The organism is Halorubrum ejinorense, from assembly GCF_055389685.1.
Window position 1 is genome coordinate 1,294,794 of sequence record NZ_AP043777.1, and the last position, 21,593, is coordinate 1,316,386.

Below are 21,593 nucleotides of genomic sequence, written 5' to 3' on the forward strand. Positions count from 1 at the left end.
GGCGGACGGTCAGGTGACGGTCACGCGACGTTGAAGCCCTTATCGCGGAGGAAGTCCTCCACGCGACCCGAGTGGTTCCCCTGTAGCTCGATGGCGCCGTCCTCGACGGTGCCACCGCAGGCGAACTTGGACTTGAGATCCGAGGAGAGTGAACTCAGGTCCACGTCCTTCGGGTCGAATCCTTCGATGACCGTTACCTCCTTACCGTACCTGCGCTCGTCGATGCGGATGCTGATCTGCTGGGACTCTTTCGCGACGTCTTCGCAGACGCAGAGTTCCTGGGGCAGTCCGCACGTCGAGCAGACTTCCGACATTACAGCCCGAATCTACAGGACGCCCGTATTAAATAGTGTCGGGAAGCCCCCCGATCAGCGGACGAAGCGCCCGATAAGCGGCAGGCGTTCGAGCGCGAGCCGCCGCACCGCTCGGCGCGCCTCGTCGGCCTCCGCGCGCGTCACCGATCCGGCGTACGCGGCGCGCTCGTAGGCCGCCGCGACGGTCTCGACGCGCTCGTCCGCGCCGAGCGTCCGGACCGCGTTGACGTAGCTCCGCGGCGTCTCTCCGGGTCGCCGCTCGCGGTACCGGCCGGCGAGGAGCCGTTCGAGGTCCGCGAACGCCCGCTCGGCGTCCGACCCCGGGTCGCGCCGCCGTCGCGGGAGCAGCGGGCCCACCCGCCGACCCGCGCGGCCCGCGATCCCGGTCCGGCGGGCGCCGGCGACCCCGAGCGCGACGACGAGCAGCCAGTAGGCCGCGGTCTCCGGGTCGGGGAGCGACACCGGGCCGAAGCCGAGCCGGCCGGCCCCGTCGGACTCGGCGGCCGACGAAGGGTTCCGGTCGGCTCTCACCTGATCGATGTCCGTCTGCGGGTCGGCGTTCGCGTCGTCGACCGAGCCGGACTCCTCGCCCGTCGAGCCGGCAGACCCGTTCTCTCCGCCGCTCGACGCGGACGCGTCGCCGGTGACCGTCACCGGGCGATCGGTCCCGACGTCGGCTTCGAGCGTCTGATTGGCGGCCGTCTCCTCGGTGTCGACGTTCTCAGTCCCGCTCGCGCGCGCCTCGGCGAGGCGGGTCGCCCGGACCTCGTCGCGGGGGCCCGACGGGGTCGGGTCGAACGACACCCAGCCGTGTTCCGGCACGTAGATCGACACCCACGCGTGTGCGTTCTGGCCTCTGACGACGTACTCGTCGTCGCCGACCCGCTCGCCCGGGGTGTACCCGCTCTCGAACCGCGTCGGGATGCCCTGTGACCGGAGCATCGCCGCCATCGTCGTCGCGAAGTAGACGCAGTAGCCGGCGTCCATCTCGAAGAGGAACGCGTCGGCCACGTCGCCCTCGGGCCGCTCGATGGTCAGCGAGTAGTCGTACTCCGAGCGCAGGTACGCCTCGACCGCGGCCGCCTGCTCGTACGGCGAGTCGGCGTCCGCGGCCGCGACGATCTCCTCGGTCCGCTCGCCGACCCGGTCCGGCGTGCTCTCCGGCAGCTGGGTGTACCGCTCCTCGATCGCGTCCGGGTAGTCGGTGCTGGCGTTCCGGAGCGCGGCCGGGTCGGGGTCGATGACGCGGCTCTCCACCGTCACCGTCTCCCCCTGCCCGAGGGGCTCCGCGAGTCGGAGGCTACCGCGCTCGTCCACCTCGACCGCCCCCGCGCCGGACGCCGACACCGCCTTCCACGGCGCCGGCAGCGCGGTCGACTCGGTCTCCGCGGTGACCGAGACGGAGACGGCCTCCGCGTCGCCGGGCGGACCGGCCAGCGAGCCGCCAAGGGTGGACCGGTCTCCGGTTCTCACCCACCCGTCGCCGGTGTAGGTGTCGTAGGCGCTCGTGTGCCAGTTCCGTTCGACGGGGCTCTCTATCGTGTACCGCACCTCCGGCGAGAGCCGCGTCGTACCGACGACCTCCAGTTCGTCGTCGCCGCTCAGGCTTGACTCCAGCGTCGACGCGCCGCGGTCGAGCCCCAGCGGCTCCGCCGCGCCAGCCGGGATCACGGTGACGGTCGCGCTCGCGACGACCATCGCCGCGACGACCACCGCGAAGGTGCCGACGTGGCCGCGGCGGCGGCCGGGCGTCGAGAGCGTCGAGAGCCCGACGGCGAGCGCCAACCCGACGACGCCGGCGACCGCCGCACCGGTGCCCGCGTCGCCGGTCAGCACGAGGAACCCGAGGGTCCCGCCGGCGACGGACGCGGCCGCGACGTGCCGACCGCGACCCGCGAAGTAGCCGACGAGGAACGTCGGAACGGGCACGACCGCGAGCACCCAGACGTCCGCGAGCGCCAGTCGCAGGACCGAGAGCCCGGTCGACAGCGCGAGGAGGTCTAAGGCGACGCTCCGAACGGTGAACAGCGCGCGCTGGCTCTCCGGGATCGCGAGGAAGTAGCCGGCGAGCCCCGCGGCGAAGAGCAGTCCGGACAGCCACAGCGCGGTCCGCTCGCGCACGACGCGGGCCAGCGCGACTCCGCCGACCCCCGCCACGGCGAGGACGGCCGCGGTCCGCGCCGTCCCGCCGACGACGTTCGTCACCCCGAAGAACACGGCGAGGTACGCGGCCGTGACGACGGCGACGCCCGCGACCGCCGGATCGACGACCCCCGAACCGACGATTCCCGGACCGATCTCGCTCGGCCCGGACGGCGATCCGCTCGGTCCGACGGACGAGTCGTCGCTCACGGCGACGCCACCTCGCCTCGGTCGCTCGGTTCCGCTCCCCGTTCCGTCGCGGACGCGTCGTCCCCGGCGAGCTCCTCGGCGGCATCGCGGCGCAGGTCGTCGAACGAGACCGACCGGTCGCCGGCTCGGAATCGCGCGCCGTCGGCTTCGGCGACGACCGTCACGTCGGCCTCGTCGTCGGGCACCGGACCCGGTCCGGTCCGGGCCGCGAGTTCGAGCACGTCGCGTCGGCCGCGACCCCCGGGCTCCGCCGAGACGCGCCCCGTGGGCAGCCGCACGTCGACCGGAACGCCGTCGTCGAGCAGCGCCAGCGCGAGGCTCACCGTCGCCCGCGCGAGTTCGTCGGCGGCGGCCGCGCTCGCGGCGCGGTCGTCGGTCGCGCCGCCGCGACCGAACGAGACCCCGCCGACTGCGGTCCCGCGGTCGTCGGCCCCCTCGTCGCCGCGGACCTCGGTGCCGCCCGCGACGGTCACCCGATTCCGCGCGGTCTCGGCCGCGAACTCCTTGACGACGATCTCGTCGCGCTTCGCCGTCGTCGCCCAGTGAACGTCGCGGACCGCGTCGCCGGGGGCGTACTCGCGGAGCCGGTCGAACTCCTCCCGCTGTCGGCTCACGTCGACCGCGTCGGCCGCGTACAGCTCGCGTCGGAACCACGCCGGGACCGGGTCTCGGGGCGGATACACCGTCACGGCGTCGGTCTCGTCGACGACGATCTCTCGCTCGAAGAGGCCGAACACGTCGGTCACGGTGAGGTCGACCGGTCCGAGAACGCGCTCGCCGCGCTCGCGGTAGGTGACGCGGTACGAGACCGGTTCCGTGCCGACGGACGCCCGTATCGGGGCCGTCGGACCGTCGAGCCCCTCGCCGACCCGGACGCGAACGTCGGCGAGGAACGACGGCGACGAGCCGCCGCCGGCCGCCGTCGCCTCGGAGCCGAACTCCAGCCGCACGTCCCGCGTCTCCCCGACGAACCCGTCGGGCGGGGTCACGTGGCGGACCGCGGGGGCGTCGACGCGCGACACCTGAACGTAGCCGGCGACGAGCGCGATGGCGACCGGGATCACGATGGCATCGAGCGCGCGCCCGCCGGCGGCGACGGCGCTGGCGGCCGCGAGGACGCCGACGAGCCCGGCGACGCGTCCCCGGCGCGTGAGCGCGGCCTTCATCGTGGTTCCCGATGCGTCATCCGCGGATCACTCCACGCGGACTCGGTCGAGCGCGTCGGCGACGACCTCCGCGCCGTCGACCCCGCCCGACTCGGTCCGGATCCGGTGGGCTAACACGGTCGGCGCCTCGGTCTGTACGTCGTCGGGGATCACGTACTCGCGGCCGTCGAGCGCGGCGCGGGCCTGCGCCGCCCGGACCAGCGCGAGGCTCCCGCGCGGACTCGCCCCGAGCCGGGCGTTCTGACGGGTGTACACCGCGAGCCTGGCGACGTACTCCCGGATCGGCTCGGAGGCCTCTATCTCGCCGACGATCCGCCTCGCGCGCCGCACGTCCGCCACCGTCGCCACGGGCTCGACCGCGTCGACCGGGTGATCCCCGGTGAGCCGGCCGAGGATCGCCGCCTCCTCGTCGGTGTCCGGGTAGCCGAGCCGGATCTTCTTCGTGAATCGGTCGACCTCCGCGACCGGCAGCTCGTAAGTCTGTCCGGGCTCGACGTCGTTCTGTGTCGCGATCACGCAGAACGGGTCCGGGAGGCTCCGGGTCGTCCCGTCGGTGGTCACCTGGTTCTCCTCCATCGCCTCCAACAGCGCCGACTGCGTCTTCGGCGGGGCGCGGTTGATCTCGTCGCCGAGGACGACGTTCGCGAACACCGGCCCGGGCTGGAAGTCGAACTCGTCGGTTCGGCGGTTGAACACGTTGACGCCGGTGACGTCGGACGGGAGGAGATCGGGCGTGAACTGGACGCGCTTGAACGAGCCGTCGATCGAGCGCGCGACCGACTTCGCGAGCGTCGTCTTCCCGACGCCCGGCACGTCCTCGACGAGGAGGTGGCCGCGGGCCAACACGGTGACGAGGACGTGCTCGACCGCCTCGCGCTTGCCGACGATCACGTCCTCGACCTCGGCGACGATCCGGTCGGCGAGGTCGGCGACGTCCGCCGGGGTCTCGGGGTCGGCGTGTCGGTCCGACAGGTCGGCGTCGCTCGCCGACCGAGCCCCTCCCGGCCCGTTCTCGGCAGCCTCGGTAGGGTCCGCGCCGATCGGCCCGGAGTCTCCGGGGCCGGTCATTGTCGGCCGGTCCCGTCAGGCTCGGTCTGCCGACCGGACGCGGCCGTGCGAGTGCTCCCCATGGTCATCGATATGGATCCGATACGGCTGGAGGCGTCATATGCGTTCCGCCGGCGGGTATCCGTCCGTTGCGGCGGGTCGCGGTCTCGCGCTCGTCGCGCCGGCGCGCGTCTCCTTCGCTCCGAGCGCCCGGTCGCCGTTCCCCGACTACGACTCGCGCACGTTCCGCCCGACGGCCTCGCCGAACGACGCCGCGCCGGTCGCCGGATCGCGCTCGTAGACCACCTCGCCGCGGACGAGTGTGACCTCGGGGAAGACGCCCCGGAGCCCCTCGAAGGGGGTCCACGCGCAGGCGCTGTGGAGCGCGGCGGCCTCTATCTCCCGCGATCCGGCGGTGTCGACGAGCACGAGGTCGGCGTCGTACCCCTCGGCGACCCGCCCCTTCCGGTCGAGCCCGAACGCCGAGGCGGGGTTCGCGGCCGCAACGTCGCGGACGCGTTCGAGCGACAGTTCGCCCTTCCGAGCGGATTCGAGGAGCAGCGGGTACAGCGTCTCGACGCCCGGAACGCCGCTCGGCGCGTCCGCGAGCCCCTGCCGCTTCTCCGCGACCGTGTGCGGCGCGTGGTCGGTCGCGACGACGTCGACCGCGCCCTCGGCGAGCCGCGCGAACAGCGCTTCGCGGCGCTCCTCGGACCGGAGCGGGGGGTTCATCCGCCCGAACGTGCCGAGGGACCGAGCGCGCTCGCGCGAGAGGAACAGGTGGTGCGGCGTCACCTCGCAGGTCGCCGACGCGCCGTCCGCCCGTGCCTCGCTCACCGCGTCGACCGCCTCCGGCGTCGAGGTGTGCGCGACGTGGACCCGTGCGTCGCGGTCCGCGGCCGTCGCGAGCGCGCGCTCGACGGCCGCGATTTCGGCTTCAGCGGTCCGGTAGGCGGACCACGCGTCCGCGGTCGCGGCCGTGCCGATCCCGCCGAGGTCACCGTCGAGGGCACTCTCGTCGAACAGCGTCGCGTCCTCGGCGTGGACCGTCACGGGCACGTCGCGGGCGGTCGCCTCGTCGAGCGCGTCCGCGAAGAGGTCGGCGTCGATCCCCATGTCGCCCGTCGAGTCCGCGAGGAACACCTCGCCGAGCGCGAACAGCGGCCGGTCGAACAGGCTCTCTGGATCCCAGTCGGCGGTCACACCGCCGTTGATCCCGTAGTCGACGAGCGACTCGGCGGCGAGCGCCGCCTTCTCGTCGAAGCCGTCGCCGTCGACGGTCGGCGGCGAGGTGTTCGGCTGGTCGACGACGGTGGTGACGCCGCCGGCGGCCGCGCTGCGCGAGCCCGACGCCCACGTCTCCTTGTGGCTCCCGCCCGGCTCGCGGAAGTGGACGTGGACGTCGACCGCGCCCGGAAGGAGGTGTCTGCCGCGCGCTTCGAGGACGCGCTCGCCGGCGTCGGCGCCGAGCCCCTCGGCGACCGCGTCGATCCGTCCATCGTCGCCGATCCGCACGTCCCGAACCCGGCCGTCGGCCAGCGTCGCGCCCGTGATGAGCATGTTGTCGGCCGGTCGCGGCGAGCGGGATAAACGCTGGTGGTTCTCGGCGGCCGACCCGCGGACCCCGGTCGCCAGGCTCGCGCCCGCCCCGCGGCCGGCGTCACCACAAGACGTTTGCCGCCCGCATCGGGTTCCTCTCGCATGGTCTCGCCCCTCCCCGCGGTCGCCGATCCGAACGCCCTCCCCGCGGTCCCCGATCCGATCGGACTCCTCGCGGCCGCCGATCCGAGCGCCCTCCCCGCGGTCTCGACGCTCGCCGACTCGGTCGTCACGTGGCTGTGGACCCTCCTGTTGTTCCTCTTTCCGGGCCTCGTCGCCGCGGGGCTGTGTGTCCCGTTCCTCGCCGTCACGCGTCTCCGGGCGCTGTTCCGCTCGCTCCCCCCGGCGGGACGCGTGCTCCCCTCGTACGTCGCCGTCTCGGTCGGACTCTCGGCCCCGTACATCGCCGGCGTCGCCCTCACCGTCGGCCTCGTCGAGTCGGCGGGGCCCGGCTGGAGCGAGGGATTCATCGCCACGGCGGCGCTCGGCGCCGTCGGCCCCGTCCTCGTCGCCCCCGCGGTCGCCGTGCTCGGACTCCCGCGGCTCGGCCTCGACTGGGACCCGACGGGATACGGCTACTCGACGTGGCTCCTCCTCGTCGGTGCCGGGGCGGCGTACGCGGTCGTCGCCGCGGTGCCGCTCGTCGCGCTCGCCGTCGGGATGGCGCTGCCGGGCGGGTACTGAGAGAAACCGTCGGTTACCGCTCTCCTCCGACCCGGGAATTCCCGCGACCGACCGATACGCGTCTCCTAACTAAGCGGGCGAAGGTCGTGTGGCCGAGCATGAGCCTTACTCAGGCGATTCACAGCGGAGTGATGGCTATGCCTCTGCAGTTCGGCGGAGACCTGATCGAACTGGCGATCCTCTTTCTCGTCCTCGCCGTCATCGCGGCGGTCGCCGGCGCCAGCGGGGTCGCCGGACTGAGCATGAGCATCGCGAAGTGGCTCGTCATCATCTTCGTCGTGCTCGCGGTCGTCACGTTCGTCCTCTAATCCAGAAGCGAACCCCACAACCGCCGTAGGGTCCGCCGATGTTCTTCCAGACGAGTCGAACGGGTCGACCGCCAGCGACTGGTCGCCGACCGAACGGGTGTCACGGACGCTCGCGATCGACCGTGTCACTCCGTGCCGACGCTCCGATACGGTTTTGGGTCGCCCCGCGGAACTGCCGTTAAATGCTGTCTCGACAGTTCGTCCGGGAGAACCCCGAGGTCGTCCGCGAGGCGCTCGCCAACAAGGGCGTCGACGTCGACCTCGACCGGATACTCGACGTCGACGAGGAGTGGCGGGAGCTGAAACAGCGCGGCGACGACCTGCGTCACGAGCGCAACGAGGTCTCCTCGACGATCGGCGAGCTGAAACAGGCCGGCGAGGAGGAGGAAGCCCAGGAGGCGATCGAGCGGTCTCAAGACCTCAAGGCCGAGCTCCAAGCGATCGAGGAGCGGGCCGACGAACTGGAGGCCGAACTGGAGGAGTCGCTGCTCGAGCTCCCGCAGATCCCGCAGGAGTCGGTCCCGGTCGGCGCCGACGAGTCGGAGAACGTCGAGCGCCGCCGCGAGGGGTTCGACGACCTCCGCGACCTCCCCGCCGAGGTGACCCCGCACTACGACCTGGGCGAGGAGCTGGAGATCCTCGACTTCGAGCGCGGCGCGAAGGTCGCCGGCGGCGGCTTCTACGTCGCGAAGGGCGACGGCGCCCGGCTGGAACACGCGCTGATCCAGTTCATGCTCGACGTCCACCGCGAGCAGGGGTACGAGGACGTGTTCCCGCCGATCCCGGTCAACTCCGCGTCGATGCGGGGTACCGGCCAGCTCCCGAAGTTCACCGAGGACGCCTACCGGGTCGAGGGATCGAACGAGGACGAGTACGACGACAACGACCTCTGGCTGCTCCCGACCGCCGAGGTACCCGTCACTAACCTCCACCGCGACGAGATCCTGCTCGGCGAGGACCTCCCGCTGAAGTATCAGGCGTACACGCCGAACTTCCGCCAGGAGGCGGGCGAACACGGCACCGAGACGCGCGGTATCGTCCGCGTCCACCAGTTCAACAAGGTGGAGATGGTGAACTTCGTCCGCCCCGAGGAGAGCGACGAGCGCTTCGAGGGGCTCGTCGACGACGCCGAGGAGGTGCTCCGGCGCCTCGAACTCCCCTACCGCATCTTAGAGATGTGTACCGGCGACCTCGGCTTCACGCAGGCGAAGAAGTACGACGTCGAGGTGTGGGCGCCCGGCGACGACATGGACGAGGGCCCCGAGCAGGGCGGCCGCTGGCTGGAGGTCTCCTCGGTCTCGAACTTCGAGGACTTCCAGGCGCGCCGCGCTCAGATTCAGTACCGCGAGGAGCACCACGAGTCCGCCGAGTACCTCCACACCCTCAACGGCTCGGGGCTCGCGGTCCCGCGGATCGTCGTCGCCATCTTGGAGTACTACCAGAACGACGACGGCACCGTCACCGTCCCCGAGGCCCTGCGCCCGTACATGGGCGGCACCGAGGTCATCGAGGGCCACGACCCGGTCGGCGAGTCGAAACTGGGCGAGGAGTAGTCCCGAGCGTTCCTCCTCGGAACCGTCTCGCCGTCCGGCCGAGCGACGTCCGTCGCGACGGCGACCGAATCAGAGCTCGTGTTCGACCGCCCAGTGGTGGAGGTGTCCGAAGGCGGGGAACAGCGACTCCGCCTTCTCTGTCGGCGTGTACTCCACGCGGGGCGGGACCTCGTCGTACGCCTCGCGGTCGAGCAGCCCCGCTTCGGTCAGCTCTCGTAACCGAGTCGAGAGCGTGTTCGGCGCGATGTCGAGCTCGGCTTCGAGGTCGCTGAACCTGAGCGACCCCTCGGCGAACGCGAACGCGCTCAACACCGCCATCGTGTGGGCCTTTCCGAGCAGGTCGAGGAGCTCGGCCACGGTCCGACTGATGCGCTCTTGCGTCTCCGGTTCGAACGACTCGCGGAGCGCGGTCGCTTCCTCACGGGTCAGTCCGCCGCTCAGTTCGGGCACGTCCGGCGGATCGCTCGGGTCGTCCATCGGGCGGAACGTCAACACTTGTCGTATTGTATCTTTGGCCGTTGGTCCTAGATTCGCCCGATACTTCGAGACTTCGAAGTCGCACGTATATGCCCTCAGCGCTCCTTCACCCGGTATGCGAATCGCAGTATTCGGTGCGTCGGGACGAACCGGGCGTCCGCTCGTCGAACAGGCGCTCGACCGCGGACACGAGGTGGTCGCGTTCGTTCGGGACCCCGCGGGCCTCCCGTCGGCGTTCCGGGACGACGACCGAGTGACTGTCGTCGAGGGCGACGCCTACACCGGCGACGGCGTCGACCGCGCCGTCGGCGGGGACGGGGTCCCCGTCGACGCCGTCGTCAGCGTCCTCGGACAGACGAAGGAGGGGCCGGACGACCTCCTCACGGCGGCCGGCGGGCATCTGCTCGTGGCGATGGAGGAACACGGCGTCGACCGGATCGTGACGCTGGTCGGCGCCGGGGTCCGAGAGGAGGGCGAGTCGGTGAGCCTCGGCGGGAAGGTGATGGGGTCGCTGCTGAAGCTGCTGGCGCGGGCGGCCCTCGAAGACGCCCGCGACCACGTCGAGGCCGTCCGGGCCAGCGACACGCGGTGGACGGTCGTCCGCGGCCCGCGGCTCACGGAAGAGCCGGAGGCGGGCGCCTTCCGACACGGAACCGACCTCACGCTCGGGATGCGCGACACCGCCGCGCGGGCGAACGTCGCCGCGTTCGTCCTCGACTGCCTCGAGGACGATCGATACGTCCGCGAGATGCCGAAGATCGCCGACGACCGATGAGGGAGACGCTCCTCGTCACCGGTGGGACGGGGACCGTCGGCGAGCCGCTCGTCCGAGCACTCTCTGCCGGGGACGCGTCGGTCCGCATCGCGACTCGGAGCCCGGATAACCCACGCGAAACGTTCGGCGACGGGCAGGAGTACGTCGAGTTCGACCTCGATCGCCCGGAGACGTGGGGAGAGACCTTGGCCGGCGTCGACCGGCTGTTCCTCCTGTATCCGCCGGGAACCGGCGTGGGCGAGGTCACCGAGTTCGCCGACGCCGCCGACCGAGTGGGCGTCGAGCACGTCGCCTTCCTGTCGATCCTCGGCGCGGAGAAGCTCCCGGTCCTTCCGCACCGGCGGATCGAGACGCACCTCGCGCGAACGAACATGTCGTACACGCTCCTCCGCGCCTCGTGGTTCACGCAGAACCTGAGCGAGGTTCACCGCGCGGAGATCGTCGAGCGCGACGAGCTATTCTTCCCGGCGGGCGACGGCGTGCTGAGCTTCACCGACGCGCGGGACGTGGCGGCGGTCGCCGCGACCGTCCTCACCGAGTCAGGGCATGAGAACCGGGCGTACGACCTCACCGGCCCGGCCGCGCTCGACTTTCACGAGGTCGCCGCGGTGTTCTCGGACGTGCTCGACAGACCGATCAAATACGCCGACCCGTCGCGGCTGACGTTCGCGCGGCAGATGTACCGACGCGGGTTCTCCCCGGGGTTCGTCGCGTTCATGGTCGCCGAGTACTCCGTCGTCCGGCTGGGCCGCTCCGGACGGACGACCGACGACGTCGAGACGCTGCTGGGGCGGCCGCCGCGAACGGTGCGCGAGTTCGTCGCGGATTACGCCGACGAGTTCCGCGCGTAGTGCGCACCGGAATCCCACACTGCCCGGGTCCTACTGGTTCTCCAGGGCGTCGAGGATACACGCGGCGGCGACGACGGCCTCCTTCGGCACGTCGCTCGCGTCGTCGATGGTGACCGTGTAGGCGTCGCGCAGCGAGAACTGCCCCTCGATGTCGCCGACGTGGCCGCCGTCGGCGTCGAATATCTCGTACTTGTTCGGGATGAGGTTCGCGGCGCCGACGAGGTGCCGGAGCGCGGAGAGGAGCTTATTTTTCGACTGAATCGTCGCCAGCGCCTCGCCCGTGTCGGGGTCTCGGATCGTCCAGTTCTCGACGAAGATGGAGTAGTCCTCGTCTAAGACGACGACCTCCTCGCCGGTCCCCGCGTCGACGATGGCGTAGTTCCCGCCGATGTCCATGATGCCGCCCGCCTTCACGGAGAACGCGTCCTCGTCGTCGCCGGTGACGAACGGGAACTCCTCTTTCAGCTTGAACATCTTCTGTTTCCCGCGCAAGACGACGTCGCCCGCGCTGTCGCGGACAGTGTACTTGTTCCGGACCATCGACTGTTTCACCTCGTAGCGGTCGTCGCTGAGGTCGACGGTCGAGATGTCGTACTTGCCCGGCTCGGACGAGCCGGTGGAGGGATCGTTCATGGCCGACACGATGTCGAGGCGTCAGAAAACGGTTCCGCTCGTCGCAGCCGGCGGGAATACCCCGGCCGCGGCGGGGCTCTTCAGCGCGTCAGCCGGCCCACCGGCTTCGCCGCGTCGCCACGGCGGCGGAGCGAGCGGACTACGGTCGCGGCCGGCGGCGAGCGCGTCGGGCGCGGTCGCCTTGTCATCGATCCCGGCCGTCAATTAGTAGATCATAGAACAAATTACGAAAAGAAAATAGAACCCCGACAAACCGCTCACAAGCGAAACTATTTCTAATCAGGTTTTGTGTGGGCTGGTATGGAGCACCCAAACGTACTGGTCTTCGTCGAGTTCCCCGACCCGACGGTCCCCACGACGGGCTTCCTCAATCACCTCAAATACCCGGACGCCGAGGTCGTCGGCTTCTACCACCTCGACGACGACGAGTCCGCCGAGGAGGTGCGCGCCGCGCGCGGGGCCGAGTTCGCCTCGGAACTCGAAGCGATAGCCGAGCGGTTCGAGCAGGTGGGCGTCCGGACGGATCACGACCTCGTGTTCGACCGGGACCGGTTCGCGGCCCGGCAACAGATCGTCGAGCAGGAGGACGTCGACGCGGTCCTGCTCCCCGGGGCGGCGAACACGCTCGGCAAGGTGTTGATCGCCTCTCGCGACCTGCGGAACGCCGAGCGGAAGGTCCCGCTGCTCGACATCGTCGACCAGACGGACCTGATCTCGATCGGCCTCGTCCACGTCGCCGATCCGGACGACCCCGATGGCGAGGCGGAGGGAGCACGGATCCTGAAGGAGACGGCCTCGACGCTCACCGACGCGGGCTTCCCGGAGTTGAAGATCGACCGGACCGTCAGGACGGGGACGGACGTGGCGTTCGAACTGGGCCAGGCGGCCAGCGGTTACGACCTCATCGTGTTGGGCGAGACGGAACAGGACATCGGCGACCGGATCTTCGGCCCGGTCGGCGAGTACATCGTCGACGAGCGGCAGATTCCGGTGCTGATCCTCCGCTGATCGCTCGGCGGTCAGGGCGTCAGCCGGTCGACCGAGAGCCACGCCACGTCGGCGTCGACGGACGCGTCGTCGGCGTCGGCGGCGGGATGGTCGTCGCCGACCGCGGTCAGCGCGAACACCATCTCCTTGCGGACGCCGCCCGCGAGGCGCACGTCGAGCGAGAGTTCGCGGGGCGAGAAGCGGTGGTCGCTTCCGACGACTCGGACGAGGTGCTCCGAGTGCGGCAGGTCCTCGACCGTCTCCACGTCGAGGTAGGTCCGGAAGTCGGCGCCGAACTTGAAGCCGGTCTTCGGCACGGCGTCGGCGCCGCGGAGGCGCCGGTAGACGGCGAGCCGCCGGTCGAACCGCTCGCCCTCCACGTCGCGGCCGCGGGCGACGATCCGGGCGGCGTCGTCGGTCGTCCCGTTCCCCGGGTCGTCGCCGGGAGCCTCGCCCGTCGCCCCGACCGACGCCGACAGCGACAGGCGCCCGTCGGCGGCCAGCGACGCGGCCTCGACGAGCGAGAGCTGGAGCGCGCCCTCGACGTCGGCGGCTCGGCCGGTGAGGGGTCGGCCGTAGAAGCCGCGCTCGTAGAGCCCCTCGGGGGCGTCCCAGACGACGACGCGGTCGGCGAGGAGGACCCCCGACAGCGACCCCGGCGGCTCGTAGCCGGTCGCGCCGTCGATATCGCCCGCCTCGGCCGCGAAATAGGTGATGTCGGACTCCTCGTCGACGACCGCGAGGGTGCGGCCCGCCAGTCCCGCCGCCGCGATCGACTCGCGCTCGCCGACCACTTGGATCGGGTACTTCACGTTCCCCGTGTCGGGCGTCTCGCCGCGCTCGTAGGTGACGAAGTCGACCGCGTCGCTCGGCGCGTCGCTCCCGCCGGGCCACGGCTCGCGGGCGGGCGAGAGGTAGAAGCCGCGGTCGCGGAGGTCCGAGTAGACGAGGAACCGCACCGCGAAGCGGTCGGCGGCGGCCGCGCTCGCGACGAAGAAGCGCTCGAAGCCGACGGGGCCGGCGTCGGGTCCGCCGGCGTCGTCGCCCCCGAGTTCGATCCCGGACAGGTCGCCGCGGAACAGCAGGTGCGCGGCCTCGACCCGCGAGAGCGCGATCTCGTTGCCGTCGAGCGGCCGCCCGTACCCCCGGGCGTCGTAGAAGCGCTGGCGGGCGTCCCCGCCGACGCGGACCGCGTCGCCCCGCAGGTGTCCCGTCGGTTGCATACCCGTCACGGCGGGCGGCCGAGGGAAGGGGGTTGCGGTCGGCGTTCGCGGGGTCGTCTCCCCGTCCTCCCGACGTATCGGATAAGGATAAAGAGCCGCCGGCGAGAACGTGGCGTATGAACGACACCGCAGGGCTCCGGCTCACGGTGCGTGCCGCCGAGAAGCGGGACGCGGGCCGGGGCATCGCTAGGCTCCCCGAGTCGGCCCGCAAGCGGCTCGCCCTCCTCAGCGGCGACACGGTCGAGGTGCGCGGCGAGCGCACCGCCGTGGCGAAGGTGTGGCCGGGCGGCCCCAGCGCCGCCGACGGGTCCGTCCTCATCGACGCCGACACCCGCGCGAACGCCGGCGTGAAGGTCGGCGACACCGTGACGATCGCTCCCGTCGACGTCTCCGACGCGGACCGCGTGACGCTCGCCGCGCCGGGCCGGCTCGCCGAGGTCGACGTGAGCCGCGAGGTCGTCGAGCGCGCGCTCTCCCGCGAACTCCGCGACCGCCCCGTCACCGAGGGTGAGGCCGTCCACGTCGAGCGGCTGGGGGGGCTCCGGTTCGTCGTCGCCGCGACCGCCCCGTCCGGGACCGTCCGGATCACGGCCTCGACCGACGTGTCGGTCGAGTACGAGGAGCGCGCGGGCGACACGCCCGAGGCGTCGACGGGGACCGACGACCGCGCCGCGAGGTCGACCGACTCGGGCACCGATCTGCCCGGAGACGACGCCGCCCCGAAGGGCGGGTCGCCGCCCGCCGAACACACCGCGGGCTCGACGTACGAGGACATCGGCGGCCTCGACGAGGAGCTGGAGCTGGTCCGGGAGACGATCGAGTTGCCCCTCTCCGAGCCGGAGGTGTTCACCCGGCTCGGCGTCGACCCGCCGAAGGGCGTGCTGCTCCACGGCCCGCCGGGCACCGGGAAGACGCTCATCGCCCGCGCCGTCGCCAACGAGGTCGACGCGACGTTCATCACCGTCGACGGCCCGGAGATCATGTCGAAGTACAAGGGCGAAAGCGAGGAGCGGCTCCGCGAGGTGTTCGAGCGCGCGAGCGAGAACGCCCCGGCGATAATCTTCTTCGACGAGATCGACTCGATCGCGGGGAAACGCGACGACGGCGGCGACGTGGAGAACCGCGTCGTCGGGCAGCTGCTCTCGCTGATGGACGGGCTCGACGCCCGCGGCGACGTGATCGTCATCGGCGCGACGAACCGCGTCGACACGATCGACCCGGCGCTCCGGCGGGGCGGGCGGTTCGACCGCGAGATCGAGATCGGCGTCCCCGGCGAGGCGGGTCGCCGCCAGATCCTCGACGTCCACACGCGCCGGATGCCGCTGGCCGACGACGTCGACTTAGACCGGATCGCGAGCCGGACGCACGGCTTCGTCGGCGCCGACATCGAGGGGCTCGCGCAGGAGGCGGCGATGACGGCGCTGCGCCGCGCGCGTCAGGACGACGCGAAGGCGCTCGCCGACGTGACCGTCACGAAGGCGGACTTCGAGGCGGCCCACGCGAACGTCGAGCCGAGCGCGATGCGCGAGTACGTCGCCGAGCAGCCGACGACCGACTTCTCGGACGTCGGCGGGCTCGAGGACGCGAAGGAGGAACTCGAACGCGCCGTGACGTGGCCGCTGTCGTACGGGCCGCTGTTCGACGCCGCGGGCGCCGACCCCCCGACCGGCGTCCTGCTGTACGGCCCGCCCGGCACCGGGAAGACGATGCTCGCGCGCGCCATCGCCGGTGAGAGCGGCGTCAACTTCATCCAGGTCGCGGGGCCGGAACTGCTCGACCGGTACGTCGGCGAGTCGGAGAAGGCGGTGCGCGAGCTGTTCGACCGCGCGCGGCAGGCGGCGCCCGCGATAATCTTCTTCGACGAGATCGACGCGGTCGCGACCGACCGCGACGCGGCCGGCGGCGACGGCTCCGGCGTGAGCGAGCGGGTGGTCTCACAGCTGCTGACGGAGCTCGACCGCGCCAGCGACAACCCGAACCTCGTCGTCCTCGCGGCGACGAACCGGCGGAACGCGTTGGACCCGGCGCTGCTCCGTCCCGGTCGGCTGGAGACCCACGTCGAGGTGCCCGAACCGGACCGCGAGGCGCGCCGCAAGATTCTGGACGTTCACACCCGCGGGAAACCCCTCGTCGACGGCGTCGACTTGGAGCGCGTCGCCGACGAGACGGAGGGGTACTCCGGAGCGGAGATCGCCTCGCTGTCGCGCGCGGCCGCGATGCGCGCCATCGAACGCGTCGCCGACGAACACGGCGAGGCCGCCAACGACCACGCCGACGAGGTCGGGATCACCGACGAGGACTTCGACGCGGCGATCGAGTCGGTCCGGCCTGAAACCGCTTGAGGCCGTCCGAATCCCCCGCGCAGCCCGCTCGCCTCAGTCGTCTTCCGCGGTCGGGCTCTCTTCGGCGTCGCTCGCCTCCGCGTCGGCCTCGCCGCTCTCGTCGCTCCCGTGCCCGCCGTGGGCGTGGCCCTCGTGAAGCGCGCCGGCGCCGAACTCGTCGACCGGGGTGACGCTGTAATCGACCGTCAGCGTGTCCTTCGTCGCGCGGACCTTCCCCACGAACGCCGATATCTCCTCTAAGCCGCCCTCTAAGACGAACAGCTCCATACAGTACTGCGAGCCGACGTGGCTGTGGAAGTTCGAGGCGACGATCCCCTCGTGTTCGTGTCGCAGCCGCATCATCCGCTCCTCGACGCTCGTCGTCTCGTAGTTGAAGAGGACGGTCACCACGGCCATCAGGCTCCGGTCTTCGAGCTTGGCGTCCTCGAACTCGCCGAGGAGATTACGCGAGGCCTCGCGGACCACCTCGCTGCGCCCGGTGTACCCGTGTTCGTCGGAGAACTGGTCGATCCGGTCGAGCAACTCTTCCGGCATTGAGACGCTGACGACGGTCATGTATTAACCCACACCGGCGAAGTTGTTAATCCTTGAGGTCCGGGGGCTCGCGCGCCTCGTCGATCCCGACGCGCTCGCTCAGCCACGCGTAGTGGTCGAGTAACGCGGCCTCGCCCGCCTCGGTGAGCGCGTACACGTCGGCGATCCCCTCGGTCCGCCGGTCGAGGTAGCCGTCGTCGACGAGCGCGGAGAGGGTCCCGTAGAAAGATCTCGGGTCGATCCGCTCGTCGTAGTGCGATTCGAGCCGGCTCTTCGCCGACTGCGCGCGCAACTCGCCGTGGTCGTACAACAGCGCACAGAGGTCGCGGCGCCGGCCGCTGTGGAACCACTTCGTCATGGATCGCGAGTCGCCCCGCGGCACAATAAATCGCTCACGACGCGTCCGCCGGCCCGCCGCTGCCCCGCGCGTCGCCGTCGACCAGTTCGTCGAGGCGGCTCACGCGCCGGTCGCCGAGGACGCAGCGCCCGCGCTCGTCGTGGCCGACGCGCTCGACGTGGACCGCGTCGAGTCCCGCGTTCCAGGCCGCGCCCACGTCGCTCTCGCCGTCGCCGACGTAGTAGCCGCGGGCGCTCCGAGGGTCGACGCCGAGCGACTCCATCGCCAACTCGATCGGGTCGGGGCTGGGCTTCCATCCGGTCTCGTCGGTGCAACAGACGACCGCGTCGAAGCGCCCGTCGAGGTCGACGTGGTCGAGGACCGGCTCCGCGAGGAACTCCTGACAGTGGGTGACGAGGCCGGCCGGCCCGCCGACCTCCGCCACGCGGTCGAGCAGGCGCGCGGCGTCGTCGTGGAGGAACGTCGCCTCCGCGCGGGCGATCGGGTCCTCCTCGGCGTGGAACGCCGGCCAGAAGTCGTCGGGGTCGACGCCGATGTCGCGGAGCGTCTCGCGGCGGGCCCCGCCGAGTCCGTTCCAGAGGACGTACGCCTCCCGGTCCGAGAACTCGCGGCCCAGCCTGTCGCCGACGCGGTCGAACACGTCGCGGGTGTACGCCCACTCGGCGTCGACGAGGGTCCCGTCGAGGTCGAACAGGTGGAAGTCGTAGTCGGCGACGGCCATGGGTGCGCTCGTAAGTCGGGTGTGGGTAAGTGCGTTGTGGGCGTCGACCGCGCGCGTCCGGTCACTCCCTGACGTGAATCGACGAGCCGAGGTACTTGTGAAGGACCTCGTCGACCGAGTCGGCGTTGAACGGGCCGAGATCGTCGGTGATCGCGTCCGTCAGCGCGTCGCGGTACGCCTCGTCGGTGCGGAGCTCCCGGAAGTCGGCGGCGGCGACGGCGACGCCCGTGGCGTCCGCGATCCCCAGCCGCTCCTCGGCGAGCCGCCGGAACGCGGGTTCGTCGCCGATCTCGCCGCGCCAGAGCCGGTCACGGAAGAACAGCCACCCGTCGGTGCCCGGCTCGCTCGCGGGGACCTCCATCGTCGTCTCGAAGCGGTCCGGGTCGACGCTCGCGGCGGGCGGATCGAGCCGGAGGGCGACGCGGAAGACGTAGGCGGCGTCCATCGAGTGCGATCTGCGGGATCCGAGGGTAAAAATACATATCCCTCGGTCCAGTGAGGTGATCCAGATGCTGGATCGTCTCCGCGGCCTCGTCGAGCGCGCGTACCGCCGGCACCTCCGCAGCGAGATCGACGACGTCCCGGACCACGTCGCGGTCATCCAGGACGGCAACCGTCGGTACGCCCGAGAGCAGGGCGACGACGCCCCCGACGGCCACCGCGCCGGCGCCGACACCACCGAGCGGGTCCTCGACTGGTGTGCCGATCTCGGCGTCTCGGAGCTCACCCTCTACGCGTTCTCCACCGAGAACTTCTCGCGGCCCGACGAGGAGCTGGAGCCCCTCTTCGACCTGCTCGAAGGGAAGCTCCGCGAGTTCGCCGACGCCGACCGCGTCCACGACCAGGGCGTGCGCGTCCGGGCCATCGGCGAGGTCTCTCGCCTCCCGCCCCGCGTCCGCGACGCGGTCGACTACGCGGAGCGGCGGACCGCCGGCAACGACCGCTTCACGCTCAACGTCGCGTTGGCGTACGGCGGCCGGACCGAGCTGCTCGACGCCGCGCGCGCCATCGCGAGCGAGGTCGACGCCGGCGAGACGAATCCCGAGGACGTCGACGTCGAGACCGTCGAGTCGCGGCTGTACGACCGTCCGATCCGCGACGTGGACCTGATCGTCCGCACCGGCGGCGACGAGCGGACCTCGAATTTTCTCCCGTGGCACGCGAACGGCAACGAGGCCGCCGTCTACTTCTGTGCGCCGTACTGGCCGGAGTTCTCCGAGGCCGACTTCCTGCGCGCGATCCGCACCTACGAGTCGCGCGAGGAGTCGTGGCAGCGCGCGCGAGCGGAACGGGCCGCCGCGCTGGTCCGCGCGCTCGCCGAGGTGGAGTTCGAGGAGGCGCGCGCCGCCGCGACCCGGCTTCGAGACCGCGTCCCGCGGCTCGACGGGACCGACCTCGCCGACGACGCCCTCGGAGCCACCGAGAGCGACCGCGTCGGTCCGGTGGCGAACGACCGCGTCGGACCGGTGGAAAGCGATCGCTCCGGGCCGGCCGAGAGCGACTCGCCGGAGTCGAAGGGCGCGGACTAGACCGCTCCCGGCGCGATACCGCCCTCGCCCCGGGTCAGCAGGTACAGCGCGAACGACGAGAGCCAGTGCGACCCCGCGTAGTCGTCGGTGAGTACGTCAGCGGCGCCGGCCTCGGCGTGGCGGCGCGCCGCCTCGTCCAGGGGCTCACGGAGCCGTTCCGCCGCCGGCCCGTCTCGGCCCGCGAGGGCGTCAGAGACGCCCGCGAGACACCACGCCCGCGAGACGTTGAGCCCGATCAGATGCATCGCCGCGCCGTCGCCCTCGTCGGGCTCGACGGAGACGGGAGTCAACAGCGCGTCGTGGGGCGGCGCCGAGAGGTCCGGCAGGAACTCGTCGACCCACGCCGCGAACGCGTCCGGGTCGAGGACTCGGCGGAGCAGGTCGGCCTCCGTCAGCGAGGGCGAGACGAAGTCCCAGCCGACGGGCTCAGCGCCGACGGCCGCGGCGGTGTCGTCCGCGTAGAGGCGACGCGCGGTCGCCTCCGTCTCGGCTTCGAGGTCCGCGTCGCCGACGACTCGGGCGTAATCGAGGACTCCGGCGAGCGCGAACGCGGTGTTTCCGTGCGTGCCGACGCGGTGCGCCCGGTCGATCCCGAGGAACGACTCGCGGACGCCCCGGCGGACCCGGTCTTCGAGGGGGCGGAGCGACTCCCGCCACGCGTCGGCTCGCGGGTCGTCCCAGAGGTGGAGTTCGGCGGCGAGCCGGAGCAGCCACGACCAGCCGTACGGCTCCTCGAAGCCGGGGTTCTCGTCGAGGTAGTCGACCTCGCCCGCGACGTTCGGCGGCGTGAGACGCTCGTCGATCGCGGTCTCGACGGCGGTCTCGTCCGGGTGGTCCGGGACGAGCCGCAGCGCGCGGACCAGCGCCCAGTGGCTGTGGACCGCCGAGTGCCAGTCGAAACAGCCGTAGAAGACCGGATGGTTCTCCGCGGGTCGCGGCGGCGCGCCCGGCCCCTCCACGCTCCCCTGATAGTGCGGGTACTCGGTCCCGATCCCGTCGAGGGGGTGTTCGGCGAGCGCCGTCGCCGCCGCGTCGTCGAGCGCGTCCGCCCGGCCGGCACGGATCGCGTCCGGCGATATCGCCTCGAAAGCGTTCATGCCGGCCGGTCGCTCGGTGGCCTGTTCAATCGGTCGGTCGCGTGCGATCGAGCCGCAAGCGGGTGCGCTCACCCCGAGCCAATCTCCCCGAGTCGCTCACGCGGGGTTCTTACGCGTCAGGTCGCTCCCGCAGATCGGACAGCGCTCCCTGTTCTCGTCGAAGGTGCGGTTACAGCCGACACACTGGAACCGCCACTCTCGCTCCTCCGAGATGCCGTCGCGGGCGATCGGTTCGACGGGGAGGTCCAGCCGCTCGGCGACGTTCTGCATCGCGTAGTCGTCGGTGACGAGTTCGGCGTGAAGCTCCAGCGCGGTCGCGATCAGCCGGATGTCCGTGTCGGACAGCTCGGCGGCGTCGCCCGACCCCTTCGCGGCGCGGCGCACCCGGTCGACCGCCTCCGGCGCCGGGACGTGGACCGTCATCCCCGACCCCTCCATCGCGTCGAACCGGAGGGCCACCTCGCCGGTGAGCTCCTCGTGGACCGCCGGGATGGAGACGACGTCGTCGTCAGTCGTGTACTCGTGGATGAACGCGGACGAGTCGAGGACCTGCATCAGCGGGCGACGACGATGTAGTCTTTCACCGCCTTGACGTTCGCGACGGGCACCCGGAGCCGGCCCATATCGTCGAACTCGAAGTCGACGCGTTCGGCCCGGAGCTGCTCGTGCGGGCTCACCAGTAGGTGGTTCAACTCGCCGGACTCGAGGTTCATCGTGATGTTGTACAGGTCCCCGAGTTCCGTGCCGTCGGAGCTCATCACCGCCTTCCCGGAGAGGTTCTCCGCGAGGATGTCGACCATACCCTCACGGTCCCGGGCAACGGTCTTAAACGCCACGGGCCGTCCGACGGTTGACCGACGCGGACGCCCGCGACGGCCGAGGGACGCGTTCTCCGGCGCGACCGCCGGGACCCCTCCGACCGCGGATCCGCTCCGGTCGCGGACGCCACAACCGCGGACTCCGGTCGCGAACTCCTCCGACCGCGGACCGATTCCGATCGCTGACACACCCGCGCTGTGACACGGCCCGAGCGTGCGCGTTCG

Annotated in this window: 23 protein-coding genes; 8 read left to right on the forward strand and 15 right to left on the reverse strand. The window is 71.5% G+C overall.

The features are described from left to right. Window positions 1–20 precede the first annotated feature (20 nt). The 5 genes from yciH to ACZ5KW_RS07600 all read right to left on the reverse strand — a co-directional run bounded on the left by yciH (window position 21) and on the right by ACZ5KW_RS07600 (window position 6,439). Window positions 21–314 (reverse strand): stress response translation initiation inhibitor YciH, encoded by a 294-nt coding sequence (gene yciH / locus ACZ5KW_RS07580; RefSeq protein WP_004596695.1) that lies wholly within the window; start codon window positions 312–314, stop codon window positions 21–23. Between the two features lie 54 nt (window positions 315–368). Further along, window positions 369–2,612, reverse strand: a complete 2,244-nt coding sequence (locus tag ACZ5KW_RS07585; protein ID WP_343780521.1) for a transglutaminase TgpA family protein — start codon at window positions 2,610–2,612, stop codon at window positions 369–371. A gap of 50 nt (window positions 2,613–2,662) precedes the next feature. Next, window positions 2,663–3,832: a DUF58 domain-containing protein gene (locus ACZ5KW_RS07590; RefSeq protein WP_343780163.1), complete on the reverse strand. Its 1,170-nt coding sequence runs from the start codon at window positions 3,830–3,832 to the stop codon at window positions 2,663–2,665. Window positions 3,833–3,859: 27 nt separating this feature from the next. Next, complete coding sequence (locus ACZ5KW_RS07595) at window positions 3,860–4,900, reverse strand: AAA family ATPase (protein ID WP_343780164.1); 1,041 nt, start codon at window positions 4,898–4,900, stop codon at window positions 3,860–3,862. Window positions 4,901–5,107: 207 nt separating this feature from the next. Continuing rightward, window positions 5,108–6,439 carry a dihydroorotase gene (locus ACZ5KW_RS07600; RefSeq protein ID WP_343780166.1) on the reverse strand — a complete coding sequence of 444 codons (1,332 nt, stop codon included), beginning with the start codon at window positions 6,437–6,439 and terminating at the stop codon, window positions 5,108–5,110. Window positions 6,440–6,580: 141 nt separating this feature from the next. Between ACZ5KW_RS07600 and ACZ5KW_RS07605 the strand changes: the two genes are divergently transcribed. The 3 genes from ACZ5KW_RS07605 to serS all read left to right on the forward strand — a co-directional run bounded on the left by ACZ5KW_RS07605 (window position 6,581) and on the right by serS (window position 9,023). Continuing rightward, window positions 6,581–7,162: a DUF8162 family protein gene (locus ACZ5KW_RS07605; RefSeq protein ID WP_343780167.1), complete on the forward strand. Its 582-nt coding sequence runs from the start codon at window positions 6,581–6,583 to the stop codon at window positions 7,160–7,162. A 98-nt stretch (window positions 7,163–7,260) separates the two neighbouring features. Then, window positions 7,261–7,470: a DUF1328 family protein gene (locus ACZ5KW_RS07610; protein WP_343780168.1), complete on the forward strand. Its 210-nt coding sequence runs from the start codon at window positions 7,261–7,263 to the stop codon at window positions 7,468–7,470. A 182-nt stretch (window positions 7,471–7,652) separates the two neighbouring features. Further along, window positions 7,653–9,023: a serine--tRNA ligase gene (gene serS, locus ACZ5KW_RS07615; protein ID WP_343780169.1), complete on the forward strand. Its 1,371-nt coding sequence runs from the start codon at window positions 7,653–7,655 to the stop codon at window positions 9,021–9,023. Between the two features lie 69 nt (window positions 9,024–9,092). Here serS and ACZ5KW_RS07620 read toward each other — a convergent pair whose 3' ends face one another. Continuing rightward, the gene (locus tag ACZ5KW_RS07620) at window positions 9,093–9,500 is read right to left on the reverse strand and encodes a winged helix-turn-helix transcriptional regulator (RefSeq protein WP_343780170.1); all 408 of its coding nucleotides are present in this window, start codon (window positions 9,498–9,500) and stop codon (window positions 9,093–9,095) included. 115 nt (window positions 9,501–9,615) lie between these two features. On the opposite strand from ACZ5KW_RS07620, the gene ACZ5KW_RS07625 reads away from it, so the two are divergent. Beyond that, entirely contained in the window at window positions 9,616–10,275 is a 660-nt protein-coding gene (locus tag ACZ5KW_RS07625; RefSeq protein ID WP_343780171.1) for an NAD(P)-dependent oxidoreductase, read from the forward strand. Further along, window positions 10,272–11,126, forward strand: a complete 855-nt coding sequence (locus ACZ5KW_RS07630) for an SDR family oxidoreductase (protein WP_343780172.1) — start codon at window positions 10,272–10,274, stop codon at window positions 11,124–11,126. The genes ACZ5KW_RS07625 and ACZ5KW_RS07630 overlap by 4 nt, the downstream gene beginning before the upstream one ends. Window positions 11,127–11,156: 30 nt before the next feature. Here the strand turns inward: ACZ5KW_RS07630 and ACZ5KW_RS07635 are convergent, their stop codons facing one another. After that, window positions 11,157–11,759, reverse strand: a complete 603-nt coding sequence (locus ACZ5KW_RS07635; RefSeq protein ID WP_343780173.1) for an LURP-one-related family protein — start codon at window positions 11,757–11,759, stop codon at window positions 11,157–11,159. Window positions 11,760–12,059: 300 nt separating this feature from the next. Here ACZ5KW_RS07635 and ACZ5KW_RS07640 point away from each other — a divergent pair, with 300 nt between their 5' ends. Then, the gene (locus ACZ5KW_RS07640) at window positions 12,060–12,767 is read left to right on the forward strand and encodes a universal stress protein (RefSeq protein ID WP_343780174.1); all 708 of its coding nucleotides are present in this window, start codon (window positions 12,060–12,062) and stop codon (window positions 12,765–12,767) included. Between the two features lie 11 nt (window positions 12,768–12,778). On the opposite strand, the gene endA is transcribed toward ACZ5KW_RS07640, so the two are convergent. Beyond that, window positions 12,779–13,969 carry a tRNA-intron lyase gene (endA, locus tag ACZ5KW_RS07645; RefSeq protein WP_343780175.1) on the reverse strand — a complete coding sequence of 397 codons (1,191 nt, stop codon included), beginning with the start codon at window positions 13,967–13,969 and terminating at the stop codon, window positions 12,779–12,781. A 116-nt stretch (window positions 13,970–14,085) separates the two neighbouring features. Here endA and ACZ5KW_RS07650 point away from each other — a divergent pair, with 116 nt between their 5' ends. Then, window positions 14,086–16,311: an AAA family ATPase gene (locus ACZ5KW_RS07650; protein WP_343780176.1), complete on the forward strand. Its 2,226-nt coding sequence runs from the start codon at window positions 14,086–14,088 to the stop codon at window positions 16,309–16,311. A gap of 33 nt (window positions 16,312–16,344) precedes the next feature. Here ACZ5KW_RS07650 and ACZ5KW_RS07655 read toward each other — a convergent pair whose 3' ends face one another. From ACZ5KW_RS07655 to lwrS, 4 genes are all read right to left on the reverse strand, one after another. Then, window positions 16,345–16,866 (reverse strand): CopG family ribbon-helix-helix protein, encoded by a 522-nt coding sequence (locus ACZ5KW_RS07655; protein WP_343780177.1) that lies wholly within the window; start codon window positions 16,864–16,866, stop codon window positions 16,345–16,347. A 25-nt stretch (window positions 16,867–16,891) separates the two neighbouring features. Next, window positions 16,892–17,203: a PadR family transcriptional regulator gene (locus tag ACZ5KW_RS07660; protein ID WP_343780180.1), complete on the reverse strand. Its 312-nt coding sequence runs from the start codon at window positions 17,201–17,203 to the stop codon at window positions 16,892–16,894. Between the two features lie 34 nt (window positions 17,204–17,237). Continuing rightward, window positions 17,238–17,924, reverse strand: coding sequence for an HAD family hydrolase (locus ACZ5KW_RS07665; protein WP_343780181.1), 687 nt, complete (start codon window positions 17,922–17,924; stop codon window positions 17,238–17,240). 61 nt (window positions 17,925–17,985) lie between these two features. Beyond that, window positions 17,986–18,369: an LWR-salt protein gene (gene lwrS / locus ACZ5KW_RS07670; RefSeq protein WP_343780184.1), complete on the reverse strand. Its 384-nt coding sequence runs from the start codon at window positions 18,367–18,369 to the stop codon at window positions 17,986–17,988. A 64-nt stretch (window positions 18,370–18,433) separates the two neighbouring features. Between lwrS and uppS the strand changes: the two genes are divergently transcribed. Continuing rightward, entirely contained in the window at window positions 18,434–19,453 is a 1,020-nt protein-coding gene (gene uppS, locus ACZ5KW_RS07675) for a polyprenyl diphosphate synthase (protein ID WP_343780186.1), read from the forward strand. On the opposite strand, the gene ACZ5KW_RS07680 is transcribed toward uppS, so the two are convergent. The 3 genes from ACZ5KW_RS07680 to ACZ5KW_RS07690 form a co-directional block, all read right to left on the reverse strand. Beyond that, entirely contained in the window at window positions 19,450–20,550 is a 1,101-nt protein-coding gene (locus ACZ5KW_RS07680; protein ID WP_343780188.1) for a DUF2891 domain-containing protein, read from the reverse strand. The two genes, uppS and ACZ5KW_RS07680, sit on opposite strands and share 4 nt — an antisense overlap. A 96-nt stretch (window positions 20,551–20,646) precedes the next feature. Next, a complete protein-coding gene (locus tag ACZ5KW_RS07685) occupies window positions 20,647–21,105 on the reverse strand; it encodes an NOB1 family endonuclease (protein WP_343780190.1) in 459 nt (152 codons plus the stop codon). Continuing rightward, the gene (locus tag ACZ5KW_RS07690; protein ID WP_343780192.1) at window positions 21,105–21,350 is read right to left on the reverse strand and encodes a PRC-barrel domain-containing protein; all 246 of its coding nucleotides are present in this window, start codon (window positions 21,348–21,350) and stop codon (window positions 21,105–21,107) included. The genes ACZ5KW_RS07685 and ACZ5KW_RS07690 overlap by 1 nt, the downstream gene beginning before the upstream one ends. Window positions 21,351–21,593 lie beyond the last annotated feature (243 nt).

Bases quoted from the DNA above. Each gene is read 5' to 3' on its own strand.
- yciH (WP_004596695.1), bottom strand. From the start codon at position 314: ATGTCGGAAGTCTGCTCGACGTGCGGACTGCCCCAGGAACTCTGCGTC.
- ACZ5KW_RS07590 (WP_343780163.1), bottom strand. From the start codon at position 3,832: ATGAAGGCCGCGCTCACGCGCCGGGGACGCGTCGCCGGGCTCGTCGGC.
- ACZ5KW_RS07595 (WP_343780164.1), bottom strand. From the start codon at position 4,900: ATGACCGGCCCCGGAGACTCCGGGCCGATCGGCGCGGACCCTACCGAG.
- ACZ5KW_RS07600 (WP_343780166.1), bottom strand. From the start codon at position 6,439: ATGCTCATCACGGGCGCGACGCTGGCCGACGGCCGGGTTCGGGACGTG.
- ACZ5KW_RS07605 (WP_343780167.1), top strand. From the start codon at position 6,581: ATGGTCTCGCCCCTCCCCGCGGTCGCCGATCCGAACGCCCTCCCCGCG.
- ACZ5KW_RS07610 (WP_343780168.1), top strand. From the start codon at position 7,261: ATGAGCCTTACTCAGGCGATTCACAGCGGAGTGATGGCTATGCCTCTG.
- serS (WP_343780169.1), top strand. From the start codon at position 7,653: ATGCTGTCTCGACAGTTCGTCCGGGAGAACCCCGAGGTCGTCCGCGAG.
- ACZ5KW_RS07620 (WP_343780170.1), bottom strand. From the start codon at position 9,500: ATGGACGACCCGAGCGATCCGCCGGACGTGCCCGAACTGAGCGGCGGA.
- ACZ5KW_RS07625 (WP_343780171.1), top strand. From the start codon at position 9,616: ATGCGAATCGCAGTATTCGGTGCGTCGGGACGAACCGGGCGTCCGCTC.
- ACZ5KW_RS07630 (WP_343780172.1), top strand. From the start codon at position 10,272: ATGAGGGAGACGCTCCTCGTCACCGGTGGGACGGGGACCGTCGGCGAG.
- ACZ5KW_RS07635 (WP_343780173.1), bottom strand. From the start codon at position 11,759: ATGAACGATCCCTCCACCGGCTCGTCCGAGCCGGGCAAGTACGACATC.
- ACZ5KW_RS07640 (WP_343780174.1), top strand. From the start codon at position 12,060: ATGGAGCACCCAAACGTACTGGTCTTCGTCGAGTTCCCCGACCCGACG.
- endA (WP_343780175.1), bottom strand. From the start codon at position 13,969: ATGCAACCGACGGGACACCTGCGGGGCGACGCGGTCCGCGTCGGCGGG.
- ACZ5KW_RS07650 (WP_343780176.1), top strand. From the start codon at position 14,086: ATGAACGACACCGCAGGGCTCCGGCTCACGGTGCGTGCCGCCGAGAAG.
- ACZ5KW_RS07655 (WP_343780177.1), bottom strand. From the start codon at position 16,866: ATGACCGTCGTCAGCGTCTCAATGCCGGAAGAGTTGCTCGACCGGATC.
- ACZ5KW_RS07660 (WP_343780180.1), bottom strand. From the start codon at position 17,203: ATGACGAAGTGGTTCCACAGCGGCCGGCGCCGCGACCTCTGTGCGCTG.
- ACZ5KW_RS07665 (WP_343780181.1), bottom strand. From the start codon at position 17,924: ATGGCCGTCGCCGACTACGACTTCCACCTGTTCGACCTCGACGGGACC.
- lwrS (WP_343780184.1), bottom strand. From the start codon at position 18,369: ATGGACGCCGCCTACGTCTTCCGCGTCGCCCTCCGGCTCGATCCGCCC.
- uppS (WP_343780186.1), top strand. From the start codon at position 18,434: ATGCTGGATCGTCTCCGCGGCCTCGTCGAGCGCGCGTACCGCCGGCAC.
- ACZ5KW_RS07680 (WP_343780188.1), bottom strand. From the start codon at position 20,550: ATGAACGCTTTCGAGGCGATATCGCCGGACGCGATCCGTGCCGGCCGG.
- ACZ5KW_RS07685 (WP_343780190.1), bottom strand. From the start codon at position 21,105: ATGCAGGTCCTCGACTCGTCCGCGTTCATCCACGAGTACACGACTGAC.
- ACZ5KW_RS07690 (WP_343780192.1), bottom strand. From the start codon at position 21,350: ATGGTCGACATCCTCGCGGAGAACCTCTCCGGGAAGGCGGTGATGAGC.